General features: G+C 57.8%; 19 protein-coding genes. 7 read left to right on the top strand and 12 right to left on the bottom strand.

What is annotated here, in order from left to right:
- Together GOW04_RS01780 and GOW04_RS01775 are read right to left on the bottom strand one after the other, a co-directional pair.
- Entirely contained in the window at positions 1 to 369 is a 369-nt protein-coding gene (locus GOW04_RS01780) for a hypothetical protein (RefSeq protein ID WP_171231371.1), read from the bottom strand.
- A 40-nt stretch (positions 370 to 409) separates the two neighbouring features.
- On the bottom strand, positions 410 to 727 hold the full coding sequence (locus tag GOW04_RS01775; protein ID WP_171231370.1) for an ArsC/Spx/MgsR family protein: 318 nt from the start codon (positions 725 to 727) through the stop codon (positions 410 to 412).
- Between the two features lie 215 nt (positions 728 to 942).
- Between GOW04_RS01775 and GOW04_RS01770 the strand changes: the two genes are divergently transcribed.
- Complete coding sequence (locus tag GOW04_RS01770; protein ID WP_152458488.1) at positions 943 to 1,149, top strand: cold-shock protein; 207 nt, start codon at positions 943 to 945, stop codon at positions 1,147 to 1,149.
- A gap of 363 nt (positions 1,150 to 1,512) precedes the next feature.
- On the opposite strand, the gene thyX is transcribed toward GOW04_RS01770, so the two are convergent.
- Positions 1,513 to 2,421, bottom strand: a complete 909-nt coding sequence (gene thyX / locus GOW04_RS01765) for an FAD-dependent thymidylate synthase (RefSeq protein ID WP_152458489.1) — start codon at positions 2,419 to 2,421, stop codon at positions 1,513 to 1,515.
- A 175-nt stretch (positions 2,422 to 2,596) separates the two neighbouring features.
- On the opposite strand from thyX, the gene GOW04_RS01760 reads away from it, so the two are divergent.
- Both GOW04_RS01760 and GOW04_RS01755 read left to right on the top strand, forming a co-directional pair.
- A complete protein-coding gene (locus tag GOW04_RS01760; RefSeq protein ID WP_170343834.1) occupies positions 2,597 to 3,025 on the top strand; it encodes a VOC family protein in 429 nt (142 codons plus the stop codon).
- Positions 3,022 to 3,723 (top strand): DUF1194 domain-containing protein, encoded by a 702-nt coding sequence (locus tag GOW04_RS01755; protein WP_171231369.1) that lies wholly within the window; start codon positions 3,022 to 3,024, stop codon positions 3,721 to 3,723. The genes GOW04_RS01760 and GOW04_RS01755 overlap by 4 nt, the downstream gene beginning before the upstream one ends.
- A gap of 117 nt (positions 3,724 to 3,840) precedes the next feature.
- Here GOW04_RS01755 and GOW04_RS01750 read toward each other — a convergent pair whose 3' ends face one another.
- From GOW04_RS01750 to GOW04_RS01740, 3 genes are all read right to left on the bottom strand, one after another.
- On the bottom strand, positions 3,841 to 4,338 hold the full coding sequence (locus GOW04_RS01750) for a MarR family winged helix-turn-helix transcriptional regulator (RefSeq protein WP_171231368.1): 498 nt from the start codon (positions 4,336 to 4,338) through the stop codon (positions 3,841 to 3,843).
- Between the two features lie 77 nt (positions 4,339 to 4,415).
- A complete protein-coding gene (locus GOW04_RS01745) occupies positions 4,416 to 4,640 on the bottom strand; it encodes a succinate dehydrogenase assembly factor 2 (RefSeq protein ID WP_170344713.1) in 225 nt (74 codons plus the stop codon).
- Positions 4,641 to 4,669: 29 nt separating this feature from the next.
- The gene (locus tag GOW04_RS01740; RefSeq protein WP_171115209.1) at positions 4,670 to 5,062 is read right to left on the bottom strand and encodes a helix-turn-helix domain-containing protein; all 393 of its coding nucleotides are present in this window, start codon (positions 5,060 to 5,062) and stop codon (positions 4,670 to 4,672) included.
- Between the two features lie 92 nt (positions 5,063 to 5,154).
- Here GOW04_RS01740 and GOW04_RS01735 point away from each other — a divergent pair, with 92 nt between their 5' ends.
- Together GOW04_RS01735 and GOW04_RS01730 are read left to right on the top strand one after the other, a co-directional pair.
- Positions 5,155 to 6,357 (top strand): pyridoxal phosphate-dependent aminotransferase, encoded by a 1,203-nt coding sequence (locus tag GOW04_RS01735; RefSeq protein ID WP_171231367.1) that lies wholly within the window; start codon positions 5,155 to 5,157, stop codon positions 6,355 to 6,357.
- 2 nt (positions 6,358 to 6,359) lie between these two features.
- Positions 6,360 to 6,761 (top strand): hypothetical protein, encoded by a 402-nt coding sequence (locus GOW04_RS01730; protein WP_170343830.1) that lies wholly within the window; start codon positions 6,360 to 6,362, stop codon positions 6,759 to 6,761.
- Here GOW04_RS01730 and GOW04_RS01725 read toward each other — a convergent pair.
- From GOW04_RS01725 to GOW04_RS01705, 5 genes are all read right to left on the bottom strand, one after another.
- On the bottom strand, positions 6,758 to 8,116 hold the full coding sequence (locus GOW04_RS01725) for an MATE family efflux transporter (protein WP_371807885.1): 1,359 nt from the start codon (positions 8,114 to 8,116) through the stop codon (positions 6,758 to 6,760). The two genes, GOW04_RS01730 and GOW04_RS01725, sit on opposite strands and share 4 nt — an antisense overlap.
- Before the next feature lie 119 nt (positions 8,117 to 8,235).
- Positions 8,236 to 9,159, bottom strand: coding sequence for a polyphosphate kinase 2 (gene ppk2, locus GOW04_RS01720; RefSeq protein WP_171231366.1), 924 nt, complete (start codon positions 9,157 to 9,159; stop codon positions 8,236 to 8,238).
- 261 nt (positions 9,160 to 9,420) lie between these two features.
- Positions 9,421 to 10,029 (bottom strand): carboxymuconolactone decarboxylase family protein, encoded by a 609-nt coding sequence (locus GOW04_RS01715; protein ID WP_171231365.1) that lies wholly within the window; start codon positions 10,027 to 10,029, stop codon positions 9,421 to 9,423.
- Positions 10,030 to 10,251: 222 nt separating this feature from the next.
- Positions 10,252 to 11,223: a LysR family transcriptional regulator gene (locus tag GOW04_RS01710; RefSeq protein WP_171231364.1), complete on the bottom strand. Its 972-nt coding sequence runs from the start codon at positions 11,221 to 11,223 to the stop codon at positions 10,252 to 10,254.
- Between the two features lie 90 nt (positions 11,224 to 11,313).
- On the bottom strand, positions 11,314 to 13,749 hold the full coding sequence (locus tag GOW04_RS01705) for an FAD-dependent oxidoreductase (RefSeq protein ID WP_171231363.1): 2,436 nt from the start codon (positions 13,747 to 13,749) through the stop codon (positions 11,314 to 11,316).
- 181 nt (positions 13,750 to 13,930) lie between these two features.
- On the opposite strand from GOW04_RS01705, the gene GOW04_RS01700 reads away from it, so the two are divergent.
- Positions 13,931 to 15,451 carry a trimethylamine methyltransferase family protein gene (locus GOW04_RS01700; RefSeq protein ID WP_171231362.1) on the top strand — a complete coding sequence of 507 codons (1,521 nt, stop codon included), beginning with the start codon at positions 13,931 to 13,933 and terminating at the stop codon, positions 15,449 to 15,451.
- A gap of 73 nt (positions 15,452 to 15,524) precedes the next feature.
- Positions 15,525 to 16,493, top strand: coding sequence for an agmatinase (locus tag GOW04_RS01695; protein ID WP_171231361.1), 969 nt, complete (start codon positions 15,525 to 15,527; stop codon positions 16,491 to 16,493).
- On the opposite strand, the gene GOW04_RS01690 is transcribed toward GOW04_RS01695, so the two are convergent.
- Complete coding sequence (locus GOW04_RS01690; protein ID WP_152458502.1) at positions 16,490 to 17,470, bottom strand: arginase family protein; 981 nt, start codon at positions 17,468 to 17,470, stop codon at positions 16,490 to 16,492. The two genes, GOW04_RS01695 and GOW04_RS01690, sit on opposite strands and share 4 nt — an antisense overlap.
- Positions 17,471 to 17,484 lie beyond the last annotated feature (14 nt).

Genomic DNA, 17,484 nt, shown 5'->3' with positions numbered 1-17,484 from the left:
CTAGAAATGCGCTTTGGGCTGGTCCGGCTTACCTGCTGCCAGCCCAAGCACCCCGGCAACCCCGGCAAACGCGATCGGGAACATGGTGAACACACCAAATCCGAATGCGTAATACATCGCCGCCGCTGAAATCAGCAGCAGGATCCCTGCAACAAGGGCGAGCGCGGGCGCCATCGCGCCCCCGGCAATGGCCAACAAAGGCGCAATGATTGAAACAGCCTGAATCACGTCAGGGTTGTCCACCTGCCTCAGAACGCCGTCTATCTCGCCGACGTGATCGATGACAACCACCTTCGCATACCCGAAAAACCCGACGATCATCCCGATCAGCCCGGCAATAACGCCCAAGATCATGGCGGCATTACGCATTTAACGTCCTCACTGTTGCTTGCAGGCACATAAGCATTCCTTAAGAAATACCAAGCTGCGCGCGTGTTTCCGCAGTCCAGCCAAGAAACAGCTCTCCGCCTTTCTCGAACAACGGGCGCTTCATCAGGGTGGGATGCTGTTTCAAAAGCTCCAAAGGTGCTTTCGCGCGCTGGTTGTCGTCCAATCCGCGCCATGTCGTTGACCTGGTGTTGAGCAAAGCGTCGCCGAAGTCAGCAAGAGCCTGCGACAGCACAGCATCCGGCATGCCGTCGCTGCGGACATCCACGAACTCTGCGTCTGGCAATGTTTTCAATGCTTTGCGACAGGTGTCACAGGTTTTCAATCCATAAAGGCGCATGTTTTTACTGCTCCTGCATTTGATTGCATTTTTGGCAAACTTGCCAGTTTCAGGCGGTTATTCTTGATTTTTTACTTCACCGTGCAATGTTGAAAAAGGCGAAACACACGAAACGGACTGTTCAGAAAGTGCCAAACAGTCTTTTTTTGTGGTGACGCTGACCACAGCCCCCACCAATTTGTGGGACAATGCGCAAGTAGAAGGAGACACGGGACATGCCAACCGGCACCGTGAAATGGTTCAATACCACTAAAGGTTATGGTTTTATTGCCCCTGATGAAGGGGGCAAAGATGTGTTTGTACATATCTCGGCCGTAGAACGGTCCGGCCTCACCGGACTCGCAGACAATCAGAAAGTCTCGTACGAGTTGCAGGACGGACGCGACGGCCGACAAATGGCTGCGGAATTGAAGCCGTTGTAACGACATCCCCGCTGATCGCGGGATGGATCCATTAAGGATGGCGGCCAATTTCCGGCCGTCAACCACCCCCTACCGGGCCTGTTCCATTACCCGCGCGCGGATTGTTCATTTACGCGGCGTCGATGGTGTATATCCGTTGCAGTGGTGTCGGATACCCCGGGTTCCTGCGACCAGATCACCGCCCCGCCCGCAAACCGGATTTCCCAGGCTTCATTGTGTGCTCGGGGCGACGCTGGCACGTTGCGACGCCCTTCGTTCCGGTTTCAGGTCATCGTGCATGCGTCGCAAAAGCCCACACACTGCTTAGGCGATGGGCCGCTTGGCACGACAATCCAAAGAAATTAGCGCCCGGCAATTCGAATACTATTTGCGAATGATCTCTTCGAATTCGCGCCACTCCCGAGCCGTCATGCCCGAGCTTTCCTGCGTGACGTCCTCACCCGCCAGCATACGGCGCAGGCTTTCAACCATCTGAGCCGACAGGTTGACGGCCCCAAGACGGTAATCCTCGAACGCTTTATAGGCAAAGGGCACCCAGTCGGCGACAATCTTGCACATCGTATCAGCGTAAACGCGGATTTCATATTGAGCATGAGGGTCAGCGCGCAGCCGCAGAAAATGGAACAGGTTGTGCAGGTCGACCTTCCAATACCACTGCGTATAGATGTTTGCGGGCAGGTTCATCCGGGCCAGTTCACGTGCCAGCCCCTGCTGCCCGTCCTGGCTGATCATCGACTCGTAATTGTCATAGCACCGGGCGCTGTCGGCCTTGAGGATGTCAAGAACACGCGCGGCCTCTTCGCCTTCCAGGGCGGATCCACGGCCTTGATTGTTCACCTCTGATTGGGCGGCCACATGTTCGGGTGCGGGAATATAGAACTCACGATCCAGAATCGAATACCGTGCCGAGTATTCATTTACATTGGCCGTACGGTGCCGAATCCATTGCCGCGCCACGAAGACCGGCAGCTTCACATGCAGTTTGACCTCGCACATTTCGAAAGGGGTCGAATGCCAGTGCCGCATCAGGTACCGGATCAGACCTTCGTCATTCTGAACCGATTTGGTTCCCTTGCCATAAGACACACGCGCGGCCTGACAGATGGCCGCATCATCGCCCATATAATCAATCACGCGGACAAAGCCGTGATCCAGAACCTGATGCGCGGTGTACAGGTGATCTTCCATTCCCGCTGAAACGACGCGACGAGTGGGATGCGATTGGGCACGTTGCGCTTCGATCTCGGCCTGTTGGTCAGCGGACAGCGGCATCAAGTTTTCCTTTCTGGCAATGAGTCGCCCCCTACTATATCTCGCCAACCGCAACATCGAAACCGCGATATATGCCGCAACCCACGCAAAATTCAGTTCGCCAGACCCAGCGGTCTCGACACACTAGGTCGGCGCGCTAAGCTCTTTGCAAACTGAGTCGAAAAGGATGAGCAAAATGGCGCTGACATATCTTCACACCATGGTCCGCGTGAAGGATTTGGAAAAATCCATGGCGTTTTACAAGCTTCTGGGCCTGAAGGAAACACGCCGCTATGACAGCGAAGCCGGGCGATTTTCACTGATTTTCATGGCCCCTCCGGGGCAGGAGGATGCGCCGATCGAGCTGACCTACAACTGGGACGGTGATGACGGCCTTCCCAGCGACAGCCGCCATTTCGGTCACCTTGCATACGGCGTCGACAACATCTACGAGGTTTGCCAGCACCTTCAGGACAATGGTGTCACGATCAATCGCCCTCCGCGTGACGGTCGCATGGCCTTTGTACGCTCACCCGACAATATCTCGATCGAGCTTTTGCAAAACGGCGATGCTCTGGAGCCGAAGGAACCCTGGGCCAGCATGGAAAGCGTTGGCCACTGGTGATCCGGTGGGTCATAACGCTTGGGTTGGCCGTGCTGGCCAGCCCGATCAAGGCCGAGACGTGTCGTCTGGCCCTTGCATTGGCCATGGACATTTCAGTGTCGGTCGATGAGGCCGAGGACTTGCTGCAACGGCAGGGTTTGGCGGCTGCGCTGATCGCACCCGAAGTGCAGGAGGCCTTTTTCTCCTCTCCTATGCCGGTTGCTTTGGCTGTTTACGAATGGAGCGGTCGCTCCACGCAGCACGTCATTTTGAATTGGTTGCTGATAGAAGATGTTGCCGACCTGCTTTTCGCCTCCGGTCAGATAAGTGCCTCTGTGAGATCAGATTCCGGATCAGCGACCGCCATGGGCTATGCCCTGGCTTACGGGTCTACCTTGATGAACCAGGCACCCGACTGCTTGTTTCAAACGATTGACCTGTCCGGAGATGGTTCAAACAACGATGGCTATGGGCCGCAAATAGCCTATCGTCACTTCGCGTTCCAGAATGTGGTGGTCAATGGCCTCGTGATCAACGCGGCGGATTTTGAAGGCGAACTTTTTCTGATCCCGTTTTTTGAAAACAACGTCCTGCATGGTCCCGGTGCCTTTTTGGAGGTTGCTCAGGGGTTCGAAGATTTCGAACGGGCCATGCGGAAAAAGCTGAAACGGGAATTGAGCGGTTTGCAGATTGGTGCGCTTGATGAAGACCCGCAATAAATCCGCGCCTGAGTGCTGCTTTTGCGGGCCTGTTCTCTGGACCGGCATTTGAACAAGGCCGCCAGGCCTGTGCATCAGTGCAGGACGGTTTTGGTTCTGCGCGACACACAACCCCGGTCAGTAGATGTATCGGATCTGGTCGGTCCAATATCGCTCCACCCGGCGCAGTGACGTGGTGATGTCTTCGATACCTTCCAACTCCAACACGCCCCTGCTTTGCAATCCTTCGGCGTGACGCGCAAACAGGTCGGACACGATATTGCGGATTTCCCTGCCTCGTGGTGTCAGACGTACGCGGACAGAGCGGCGGTCAATCTCGCATCTCTGGTGGTGCATATACCCCATCTCAACCAGCTTCTTGAGGTTGTAGCTGACATTGCTGCCCTGATAGTAGCCGCGGCTTTTCAGCTCACCTGCCGTCACTTCGTGATCGCCGATATTGAACAGCAGCAACGCCTGAACCGCGTTGATTTCCAGCACGCCGACGCGCTCGAATTCATCCTTGATGACATCCAGCAGCAACCGGTGCAGCCGCTCCACTAGGGCCAGCGCCTCAAGATAGCTGGTCATGAACCCCTTGGCTCCCAGCCCGGAGACCTGCATTTCGATACTCATCCGACCCTCCGATTCAATCGTGCTGTTTGAGACACGATGACCTGAAAGTCCGAAAAATCGGTTAAGCCGGTTTTTTCTTATTTTTGAAAGGTCTGCGCGATGTTTGAAATCAGACTGGCAAACTGCGCCGGCGGCTGCACCTGACCTGTGACCCATTGATAAAGGTCCTGATCGTTTTCGTGCAGCAGCGCGTCAAAGACATCCAGCCCGGCGGCATCCATATCGGCCAGGTTGCGATCGGCATAAGCGGACAGAATGATGTCCATCTCTTTGATCCCGCGCCGCATGGATCGCATTTTCATTCGCTTGATGCGTACGTCCCGGGGTTCACTCAATTCTTCTGCTCCAGCATCAGACGCATTTTCTTTTCCAGTCGCGCCGCACGTTCAGCGCAAACCCGCATCTCTCCTCGGATGGCGCGCAGTTCGGCCACCGCGGTCGACAGTTCCATTCCACCTTCGCCCTCTTCCACCGGGGCATCCATGCCATCGCCCTCACCGGTCAGCAGCCACATGATCGAGACATTGACCAGCCCCGCCATCATCGACAACCGGTTCGCACGCGGCTCGGACAGATCGTTTTCCCAATCGACAATCGTCGTCTTCTTGACGCCAAGGCGGCGCGCCAGCTCTGCCTGGGTCATTCCGGCCGCTTCGCGCGCGCCTGCCAAACGGTCCCCGAATGTCGCAGACTCAGGTCCATACCAGTCTTTTTCATCATTCATCGGGGTCTCCAATTCACATTGTCCATACGGCTTGATCGTCATTCCGGCGCACCCTATGACAGTCGGGTTGAACATACAAACCGAGGCCATCCATGAGTTTCCTGTCTGCGACACTGTCACGCGTCAAACCATCGCCCACGATCGCCATGACAGCCAAGGCCGCCGAGTTGAAAGCCGCCGGGCGCGACGTGATCGGCCTGAGCGCGGGTGAGCCGGATTTCGACACCCCGCAAAACATCAAGGACGCCGCTGTTGCAGCGATTGCCGCCGGAAAAACCAAGTACACCGCACCGGACGGCATTCCGGAACTGAAGCAGGCGGTTTGCGCCAAGATGAAGCGCGATCACGGGCTTGACTACACGCCCGCGCAGATCTCGGTTGGAACGGGCGGCAAGCAGACGCTGTACAACGCCTTGATGGCAACAATGAATGACGGTGACGAGGTGATCATCCCTGCGCCATTTTGGGTAAGCTACCCCGACATGGTTTTGCTGGCAGGTGGAACGCCGGTTGTTGTTGAAACGACGCTGGCGAACAGCTTCAAGCTGACGGCAGAACAACTGGAAGCCGCCATCACCCCAAGGACAAAGTGGTTCATCTTCAACTCGCCCTCGAACCCGACAGGCGCAGGGTACAGCCGGGATGAGCTCAAGGCCCTCACCGATGTTCTGATGCGCCATCCGCATGTCTGGATCATGTCGGACGACATGTATGAACACCTGGCCTATGACGGGTTTGAATTCTGCACGCCTGCCGAGGTGGAGCCCGGCCTGTATGACAGGACGCTCACCTGCAACGGTGTTTCGAAAGCCTACGCCATGACCGGCTGGCGCATCGGTTATGCGGCCGGTCCGGTCGAACTCATCTCGGCGATGCGCAAGATCCAGTCGCAATCCACCTCGAACCCCTGCTCGATCAGCCAGTGGGCGGCGGTGGAAGCGCTGAACGGAACACAGGATTTTCTGGCCCCGAACAATGAAACGTTCAAACGCCGCCGTGATCTGGTGGTGCGCATGTTGGACGAGATTGACGGCATAACCTGCCCGACACCCGAGGGCGCGTTTTATGTCTACCCCTCGATCGCCGGGCTGATTGGCAAAACGACACCCGCGGGAACCGTCATCGAAAACGATGAAGCCTTTGCCACGGCCCTGCTGGAAGAGGCGGATGTCGCCGTCGTGTTTGGCGCGGCCTTCGGCCTGTCACCCAACTTCCGGGTCAGCTATGCGACGTCCGATGCAGCCCTGACCGAAGCTTGCGCTCGTATTCAGCGCTTTTGTGCATCTCTGAGGTAAACATGTCTGCCGACCTGCCCGAATATTATTTTCGCATCCGTGAAAACGGGGCCGCGGTGTTTCGGATCGATACGGAAAACCGCCAGCGCCGGATCGAGATGGACCAGATCGCCGTCATCAACATCCGCAACGGTGAGGTCAAGCCGCACGGCCAACGGGTTTTGTCCGAACGGGATCAGGCAGAGATCGCCCAATGGATGGACGAGCGCCGGGCCGTACTGGCCCAGCGCGACATCGACGACATTCACCGCGCTGTCGACTATCTGAATCTGACAACGCAATGGGCGCAGTCCAAGGCAAGCGACGAACAGCTTGAGGATGTAACCGACAGGTTGCTGATGGCGATGCACGATCTGCGCACGGTTCTGGTTCGGAAAAAGGCCGACCGGTTGAGCAAAGACTAGGCAGGTTCCGCCGGCGCCTGCATCTGCCGCACCGAATGCATCCAGAACCGGGCCATCAGCAGCACCGCCGCGAAAGCCAGGCCAAGCACCAGCCCCAGCCAGACACCGATGCCGTCCATCTGACGGACGAAGCCGAAATAGTAGGACGCCGGAATTCCCACCACCCAATAGCTGAGCGCCGCCATAACCATCGGTATCTTGGCATCCTGCAAACCACGCAGCAGTCCCAGCGCAATCACCTGCGCCCCGTCGACCAGTTGGAACAGGGCAGCCATGGCCAGCAACCCTGTCCCGATTGCCAGAATTTGTCCGCGCTGCGGATCATCGGCCTCCATGAACAGGGAAATCAGCGGCTCGGCATATGTCAGGAACAGGATGACGGTCACGACGGACATGACCAGCGACATGCCCGTCACGGCAATCGCACCTTTCTCCAGATGCGCCTTGTCCCGGCGGCCCAACGCGTTGCCGGCCCGGATGGTAGCCGCATTTGACAGCCCCAGGTGCACCATGAATGTGGCCGACGCCAGATTCAGGGCGATCCCGTGCGCGGCCAGCGGGACCTGACCCAGCCAGCCCATCATCACGGCGGATGTTGCAAACAGCGACACCTCGGCCAGGGTGGTCAGGCCAATGGGCACGCCCAGTTTCCACACGCTGATGAACATTTCCCAATCCGGACGCCAGAAGCGCTGGAACAGGCTGTGTTCCGGCAAGGTCCGGACCACATAGACGACAACCGCGACCAGTGAAACGACCTGCGTCGCGATCGAAGCGATCGCAGCGCCCATCACGCCCAGTTCCGGCGCGCCCCAATTGCCAAAGATCAGCGCATAGTTGGTAAACCCGTTCACAACCGCCGCCGTAACCGTGATCCACAGCACGATCTGAGTTCGCTCCAGAGCCGCAAGGTAGGACTTCAACACCATCACGATGAGCGCCGGAAACAACCCCCAACCTGCAACGCGCAAATATTCCGACGCGGTTTCAGCGATATGCGGCTCTTGCTTCATGGCGATCAGGATCGGATAGGACCACCACAACAACGGCATGACCACCGCAGCGTATAGCAGCGACAACCACAGCCCCATGCGGGTCGAGCGGCGAATGCTGGTTTCGTCCCCTTCTGCCGCTGCGGTGGCAACCATCGGCATGACGGCCCAGCCAAACCCGGCACCAAACAAAAACAGAACGAAATAATAGCTGCTGGCCAGGGTAACCGCCGCCAGCGCCTCGACCCCGTACCAGCCCAGCATGACGGTATCGGTCAGGCCGATGGCAAACTGCGCCAGGTGGCCACCGATCAACGGCAGGCCAAGCACGGCAATTGCCCGAAAGTGGGCCGGATATGTCATCACTTTTGTCATCGCACCAGCCATATGCGCGGGCTTGGCGCGAGACAAGAGATGATCGCTAAAATGTCAACATGATACTTCGGTGCCCGCTTGCGCAGTCCAGGCGGGCACCGGCGTGATTAACGAGCGTCCGGATGCAGTGCTGTACCCAGAATATGCTCGGAGCGGTGAATCACGTGATGCGCCTGCCCCACGATCAACGGATCGGGCTCACCCACAGTGTCGTGATCCTTGCCCGGATAGTCCAGCGTCGACAGGAAATGGCGCATACAATTCAGCCGCGCGCGTTTCTTGTCATTCGACTTGATGATCGTCCACGGCGCGTCCGCGGTATCGGTGTAAAAGAACATGGCCTCTTTTGCTTCGGTATAATCGTCCCACTTGCTGAGGCTGGCCTTGTCAATCGGTGACAATTTCCACTGTTTCAGAGGATCCGTCTCGCGACTTTTGAAACGACGCTGCTGTTCTTCCTGCGTGACTGAGAACCAGTATTTGTAAAGCTGGATGCCCGAACGTACCAGCATCCGCTCCAACTCTGGCGTCTGCCGCATGAATTCCAGATATTCATTGGGAGAGCAGAAGCCCATCACCCGCTCGACACCGGCGCGGTTGTACCAGGACCGGTCGTAGAACACCATTTCGCCAACTGTTGGCAGTTCCTGAATATAGCGCTGGTAATACCACTGCCCCTTTTCTTCCCAAGTGGGTTTATTCAAGGCCACGACTCGGGCCTGACGCGGATTGAGGTGCTCCATGAAGCGCTTTATCGTACCGCCCTTGCCGGCAGCATCGCGCCCTTCGAACAGCAGAACGAAACGCTGCCCGGTTTCCTGCGCCCACAACTGAACCTTCAGCAACTCTGCCTGAAGCTTGGCCTTCTGTTCTTCGTACACCGACCGCGCCATCTTGCGGCCATAGGGGTACTTGCCGCTTTCAAACGCCTGCCGGATCTTTTCAGGGCTGGGCTCTGCGACCTCTGCAACCGGCGTCGGCCTGGTCTTGACCTGAGTTGAATTTGTTTCGACCCGAGCAATGGCTTCCATGAAATCTTTCCTTTTCTGTTGTCCCGGAAAGGAGCTAGCAGAAAGGCCAAGGATGCGCTTTGATTGGGGTCAAATTGATGCCTCAAAAACCCATATATTCCGCACTGGATACAAGGTTCCGATACAAACGCCGTTTTTCAAGCCGTGCTCGAGCGGCCCTTGCCTGAATCCTTAATAGGATCGTCTAATCGACCTCGGCCAACATGGCCGAGGCTGGCGCCCGTTTGGCGCACCGGGTCGCTGATCCCCTTGTTTCAGGCTTCATCTATGCCCCCAATCGTCAGGGTTGTCAGAGTTGTTGGGCGACAGACCCAATTCGTCGCCTTCCGTCGAACATCCCAGCCCCAGAACCGTGCGGTTCGCATAAGAGAAGTAGGAACAGACCTGATTGATCTCGAGGATTTCTCCATCATCCCACCCTGCCGTGCGCAGCGCCGTCACATCCGCTTCGACCAGATGGCCCGGATCCTCGGTCAGTTTGCGCGCATAGGTCATGGCCGCCACCTGCGCTGCATCCAATGGCGCGGCGGCCGGATCACGGGCTTCGATCGCCGCCCGGATCGCGTTTCCCCGTTCTTCGTTGCCCAGCAACCGCTGCAACCCTGCGAAATGGTGTTCGACGCAATACCCGCATCGGTTCAGAGAGCTGACCCACACGCCCAGCACCTCGAGAAACCATTTCGGTATCTTGTTGCCCGAGTGATGCAGCACCGCCTTGTAGATCGCCATGTGCCCTTCCATCGAATGCGGACGCAACGAATGCGCCATCATGATATTGTCCACATTGTTGCCCGGGCCCGTGACGCGGTCATAGAGTTTCTTCAGCCTGCCTGTGGCCTGCTCGAATGGGATGGTTCTGATCCAGCTCATTTGGCTTCCTGTTGACGTGATTGCCTGTCCTTCAGAGACTAGAAGCGCTTTGAGCCCGAGGCGAGACGAATTCGACACACCGTCAGAAAGAACCCGGACCAGCACAGACCGCAATTCGAACATCGGCCCGGTTTCCCGAAACACCAACACGGCAAGTCCAGTTTAAGCCCTGCGAGCATCCGCCCTAAACCATCAGCCGTTCGGCACCCCGGTCAGATTGGGCTAGACGCCCTCTATCTCCATGGTGCGGAACTCATTCTTCAGCCAGTTGTGTCGGGCACACATCGGTCTTGTGAAATGCTGACGTATCAATTTGCTCATGGCCTTCTGGATCAGCACCGACGTTGTTGCCGGGTATACTTCGGTTGTAAACAGCGATACTGTGCGAACGAAGTTGCTGCCGGGAAAAGGCATGGCCTTTACGCTGTTGTGAAACCTCTGCGTTCGGTGAAAGCACGCCGCCGTCGTGATTGCCCAGCCACTGCCCTGCGCGACCAGGCCGATGATGGATTGGTTGCACTCCAGTTCAAACCGGTTGGGCAGGCTAAACTTGCTTCGGGCCAGTTGAGTTTCAATCTGCTTGCCGATCACATAGTCACGCGAATACCTCAACAATGGCAGGTCGGCATCCGGATTGAACAGCTCTTCCGGGGACCCTTCGAACTTGTTGGGAACCACGACGATGAAGGGGTCTCTCATCAACGGATATTCGATCAGCCCCTCGGTACGACCCAGCGGTCGTGTGGCGACGCCCACGTCAAGCTTGTGTTCCTGAAGTTTGGCAAGAATTTCGTGGCTTGGGCGCGTGAAATGGCGGAAATTGCACCGCGGCAGAGCCTGCGCCAGAAAACGAACAAGGTCGGGCGCGATCTGGTTGTCGAAATCATCGATCAATGCCAGCCGCAGATCCGTCGCATGCTGCCAGTTTCCCGTTCGTATCTCGGCCTCACCGCGTTTCAACACAGTCAGACCCTCACGCACATAGCGGGCAAACACCTCGCCCGCCGGCGTCAGGCCCATCGGGCGGCGCCCATGGTCGACCAATTCAATTCCCAACGCGCGTTCGAGGCTGCGCAGGTGGTTCGAAACCGTGCTGATCGACAAGTCTGTTTCTGATGCGACTTGCTGAATCGATCCGGATTTGGCGATCAACTGAAACACTTCCAGCCATCGAAGACTCAGAGATTTGGACACGGCAACCGACCATTGTTTCGATTTGTTCGAAACTAGCGAAGCAAAGTTTTGCCCATGCGGCAATGAAGAAGTTGATCGAAACGGTCGATTCTAGGCTTTCATCCGCACAAAATCCGGGTCGTACGGGCTTGGGCTGATAACCGTCGCACCAATCCGTTTCCCGCAGCTGTCCAGTTCCATTTCGCGGCCAAGCTGCGCCAGGGACGGATGAATGAAAGCGTGCGCCAGATTTAGCTCCGTGCGATACCCCCATTCGCCCGACGTGATGGTGCCAACGACAGTATCATCCTGCATCAGTGATGCGCCGGGATGCGCGGGGCCAAGGGATGAATCGATGCGCAAGGGGACCAGCTTGCGTCGTGGTCCATCCGATTTCCGTTTCAACAAGGCATCACGCCCCACGAAGGCGCCCTTTTCCAGTCGGACGAACCGATCCAAGCCGGTTTCAAAAGGATCAAATTCGGTGATCAGATCGGCTTTCCAGTGCAAAAAGCTCTTCTCCATGCGCATGGATTCAACGGCCCTGGCACCGAACAGTTTCAGCCCATGCGTTTCGCCGGCCTCGCGCAAGGCAAGATAGGCCGCAAAAAGCGAGGCATTTGGAACATGGATTTCATAGGCCAGCTCGCCCGAGTAACTCAGGTTCATGACCGTCGCCGGAGCAATACCGACAAAGCACTCGCGCACGCTGAGCCACGGGAACGCATCTGCCGACCAATCTCCTCTGGCGCAGGCTGACAAGACAGAACGCGACTTCGGGCCAGCCAGAACCAGAATGGTCTGATCATTTGTCAGGCTGCGCAACTGAACGTCCTCATCGCTGCGCAGATGCAGGCGCAACCAATCCATGTCGTGAAACTCGCTTGCCGCGGCGGAACCATACCAAACGCGGGCCGGCCCCCTGTCGCAGGCGGGCAGATTGGCAATCGTCGCTTCTGCCTTGATCGTACCATGGTCATTCAACAGGTATCCCAACCCGACACGCCCCTCACGCCGAGGAACAAGCCCGCAAAACAACCGATCCAGGAATGCGTGCCTGTCCGATCCTGTGATCTCGATGCGGTTGAACCCGTTTACCTCTGCAAGCCCGACGCCGGTTCGAATGCTTTCGACTTCGGCGGCCACCAAATCGAAGGTTTCGTCAAAATCGAAACTGAGCGTCGGCGTGAAATCGGGATCGGGTTTGAAATAGTCCACCCTTTCCCATCCGTTGACCACAGTGAACTCGGCCCCTTCGGATGCCAGAACAGGCGTCAGAGGGGTCGTCTTGGCGGGTCGGCCCGCAGGGCGATGTTCATGCGGAAAGTGGAACCTGAATTCGTTCTGGTAATCTTCAATCGCCTTTAGTGCCGTGAGTTCCACATTTGCATGTCCGGCGAACCTTCGGGGATCGAGGCACCACGTGTCATAGCATGCCTCGCCATGCACGATCTGCTGTGCCAGCAACCATCCGTGACCGCCACCTTCACCCAGCCCGGCCCGCAGGCCAATGATACAAAACGCGTTGCGTTTTCCCGGGATCGGACCGACCAGAGGCGCCCCGTCAATTGTGTAGGTGATTGGCCCGTTGACCACGGTGTGAATACCAACCTCCATCAAGGCAGGCATGCGCGCGAAGGCCCCTTCCAGCACATCGGTCACACGGTCCAGATCATCCGGGCACAAAGCGTTCACGAAGTTCGGATCGATCCCGTCCATACCCCAGGTCTTACATCCCTGCTCGTAGAACCCGAGTAGCAGCCCGTTCTTTTCCTGTCGGCAATAATAGTCGCTGATCGGGCAGCGCAGCAGCGGCATCCGATGCCCGGCATCCCGGATAGCCTCGATTTCTTCGGTCAGGAAATACTGATGTTCCATGGACGACACGGGATGATGAACACCCATCATGGCGCCGACTTCGTTGACCCTGTAACCACAGGCGTTGACGACGACATCACAGTCGATATCCCCGTGCTCGGTATGCACGGTCCAGGTGTCATCGCTGTGCTGTGTCAGCGCGGTCACCGGCGTATTTCGATACACCTCGGCGCCCGCCTTGCGTGCCCGGCGCGCAAGGGCCTGGCACAACTGCGCCGGATCGATGTCGCCGTCCAGAGGATCCCAAAGCCCACCGATGAGATTTTCGGTCGAAATCAACGGGTGTCTCCGGGCACATTCATCCGCGTCTATCACCTCGAAATGCACGTCCATTCCCCGCGCCATGGACGCAAAGTGACGATAGCCCTGCATCTGCCCTTCGGTGTTGGCCAGACGGATGCCTCCGTCTGCGTGGTGATAGTTGATCGGGTAATCCGGATCGTCGGCCAGTTCCTTGTACAGACGGATCGAATGAGATTTCAGGCCGACCATCGTCTGGTTCATGCCGAAATTGGTGACCTGCGCCGCCGAATGCCATGTCGTGCCCGAGGTCAGCTCATTCCGTTCGACCAAAACCACATCGGTCCACCCTTCCCGGGTCAGGTGGTAGAGCGTCGAACATCCGGCGATCCCGCCCCCTATCACAACGGCTCTGGTACGCGACTTCATGGCATTGCTCCTTCAACTTCGGCACCAGTCTTGCTGAATAACGGGATAGGCAGACAACAGGGCAGATGCGGGTGCCGGAAAATCGAAACCGCGATTTCGGATTCTGAAAACGGCACTTCTTCTTTGATACCGGGACAACTTGGGTCCTACGGTGCAGGAAAACGCAAGGTGACGAAAACACATGCCATCCGACAGCCTCAAACGAAGCGGACGCAAAGCACGGCATGCGCAGCGTGCGGCCAAGCCCGTCATTGATCCTTGCCCGCCCGGTCAGAAAGGCGGGGCATTCAAGCCCTTGAGCCTATCGGAAATCGAGAAAATCCATGACACGGCGCTGCGTTTGCTGGAAGAGCTGGGGATGGGAGACGTGCCGGACAGGCTGGCGATCGATCTCAGGGCGGCGGGTGCCCAGGATCGGGCACAGAACCGGTTGGTTTTTCCCCGTTCAATGGTCAAACAGGCCATCGCCTCGGCCGCGAAGAGCTTTACCTTTCATGGCCGGGATGAAAAACGATCCATCGAGGTGGGTGGCGACCGCGTGTATTTTGGCACCGGCGGTGCTGCGGTTCAGACCCTTGATATCAACAGTGGGCTTTATCGCCCCTCCACCCTGGCCGATCTGCATGATTTCACCCGGCTACAGGACACGCTGGCCAACGTCAGTTGGTTTACCCGATGCTGCGTGGCAACCGACGTCCCGGATGTGTTCGATCTGGACGTCAACACCGTTTACGCTTTGGTACGCAATACAACCAAGCCAATGGCAACGTCTTTCACGTTGGCGGAACATGTCGGCCCGATCGTCGACATGCTGGATATCGTCGCCGGCGGGGTCGGGGAATTCGCCAAACGCCCCTTCCTGAAAGCGCATATAAGTCCGATCATTTCACCAATGCGATACGGCGAGGATGCCGTGGACGTGGTTTATGAATGCATCGCCCATAACATACCGATGTCCTGCATCACGGCCGCGCAGGCGGGCGCAACCGCCCCGGCAACTCTGGCCGGATTTCTGGCGCAATCACTGGCCGAAACGCTGGCCAGTCTCGTGATGGTCAATGCGATCAAACCCGGCTTTCCGATGGTCTTTTCCAACTGGCCTTTCATCGTGGATCTCAGGACCGGCTCTTTCGCAGGGGGCAGCGGCGAGACCGCAATCCTGAATGCGGCGTCGGCGCAAATCACGAACTGGCTGGGTTTGCCGTCTGGCGTGGCCGCTTCGATGGCCGATGCCAAGGCCATCGACGCCCAGCATGGGGCAGAAAAAGGCATCACGTCGCTGGCGGCAGCGCTGGCAGGAGGCAATCTGATCTATGAAAGCTCGGGCATGACGGCATCTCTGCTCGGGGTCAGCTTCGAGGCCTTCGTTCTCGACAACGAAATGCACTCGCACACCTATCGTGTCTTGCGCGGGATCGAGGTCACCGAAGCGAATCTTGGCTTTGACGCCATATGCCATTCGGTTCTGGGCGATGGGCATTTTCTGGGCAGCGAGCAAACCTATGAAGCCATGGAACGAGACTATTTCTATCCGAAACTCGCCGATCGTCAGGAGCCCCGCACCTGGCAAACCGATGGTGCGATGGATGCGTGGTCATCCGCACGGCGCGTCGCTCAAGAGGTGTTGAGCACGCATTACCCCAAATACCTCACCCCTGAACAAGACGCCGAAATCCGCCGGCGTTTTCATATCCTGTCTTGAAGAGCGGCGGGCATTTCCAGCCCGGTCCTGAACCGTTAGGGTCACTGAGGAAACTAGCAGAGGATGGGGCATCATGGCCGATTCATTTTTTCAACCGGTGTCCGCCATGGAACTGGCCCGATTTGCCGGCATTCCCGCATTCATGCGCCTGCCCATGCTGGATCTGGCGCACGAACGGATCTCGGAGGTCGAACTGGGCATCGTCGGTATCCCTTGGGACGGCGGAACCACCAATCGCCCCGGCGCCCGGCATGGTCCGCGGCAATTAAGAGATTATTCCACCATGATCAGGGCGATGAACCCGGTTACGGGTGTGGCACCGTTTTCAATGGTGAACTGCGCAGATCTAGGAGACGTCGCCCCCAACCCCGTCGACATAGAAGACACGCTGGATCGGGTCACGCGTTTCTACACGGATCTTCGAAGCCGCAACATCACACCATTGACCGCCGGAGGAGATCACCTGACCACCCTGCCCGTCCTGCGAGCCCTGGCCGCTTCGGGTCCGGTTGGCCTGATCCAGTTCGACAGTCACACGGACTTGTTCGACACTTATTTCGGAGGTCACAAATTCACCCACGGCACCCCGTTCCGTCGAGCGGTCGAGGAAGGGTTGGTGGACCCGAAGCGTTTTGTACAAGTCGGGATTCGCGGCACCGCCTACAACACTGAAGATATCGAATGGGGCGAGGCGCAGGGCATCCGCATCATCCGTATCGAAGAACTGTTCGACAGGGGCATGGTCGACGTTATGAACGAGGTACGCGATATCGTTGGCATGCAGCCGACCTATTGCACCTATGACATCGACTTTGTCGATCCAACTTACGCCCCCGGCACAGGAACACCTGAAATCGGCGGGCCCAACAGCTTTCAGGCCCAGCAGGTCATTCGCAGGATGTCCGGTCTGAACCTTGTTGGCGCCGATCTTGTCGAAGTGTCACCGCCATTCGACCCCCAAGGCGGGACGGCGTGGCTTGGCATCTCGCTGATGTTCGAGTTGCTGTGTGTTCTGGCACAGGCGATCGACGCGCGGCGCTAGGCCCGCGCGACGTTCTCGGCGATCATCGAAATCATCTCGAACATCACGGCCGCCGCCGTCAGCGCGGTGATGTTGTTGGGGCTGTCCTTGGTGGGCATCATGCAGACCACATCGCCGCCGATGATGTTCAATCCGCGCGCCGCGCGCAGGATGCCGACCGCCTCATCTATGTCAAACCCCTTCTCACCCGGTTCCAGATTGGACACGGCCGGCGCGACGGTTGGGTCCAGACAGTCCAGATCGAAGGTGATGTAAACCGGGCGGTCACCCAAAACCTCTTTGGTCTGCGCGACCACATCGGCCAACCCGCGCTGTCGGAACTCTCGCATTGTGACGATATTGTACCCGTAGTCATAAGACGGTTGCAGCCAGTCCAGGCTGCGTGGATGGCCCCGCAGACCGATCTGCATCGACCGGGTTGGATCCACCTGCCCCTGATCGGCCAGATAGGCCCCCCAGTGAGCCGCTGATTTCTTGGCACCAAGAAAGTGATCAACCTTGGTGAAGACATCCGTATGCGCGTCCAGATGCAGAAAGCTGACCGGCTGCCCGCCTGCAAGCTTGCCGCCACCCAGGGCCTGAACAATGCCACCGGTGATGGAATGGTCGCCTCCGACGGAAACGGGGCGCGCTCCGGCCGCGTCTATGGTCTTGTAGAATTCAGTGATGCGTTCGATGCAGTCTTCGTTGTCGTTGGCCTTTGGAAAAGGCACATCACCAACATCGGCGATCCGCGCACTCTGCCAAGGATCAATTTCAAAGACCGAATGCACCCTACGTTGTACGGCCGAGACATGCCGCAACGCGCGTGGTCCCAGGTGCTGGTCCCTTTCGGTCGTGCCGTTGCCCGTCGAATGCGGCACGCCCGCCAGTGCGATATCCTGCCCTTCGGGCCCGACATTGGGACACCGGAACAGTGTGGGCACGCCCCACCAATACAGGTTGTCCATCATCGATTGTTCGTACGGGTCGGTCATGATTTCCTCGGATC

This window comes from Ruegeria sp. HKCCA4812 (assembly GCF_013034245.1).
GTDB lineage: Bacteria > Pseudomonadota > Alphaproteobacteria > Rhodobacterales > Rhodobacteraceae > Ruegeria.
This window is presented reverse-complemented; position numbering and strand designations above follow the sequence as displayed.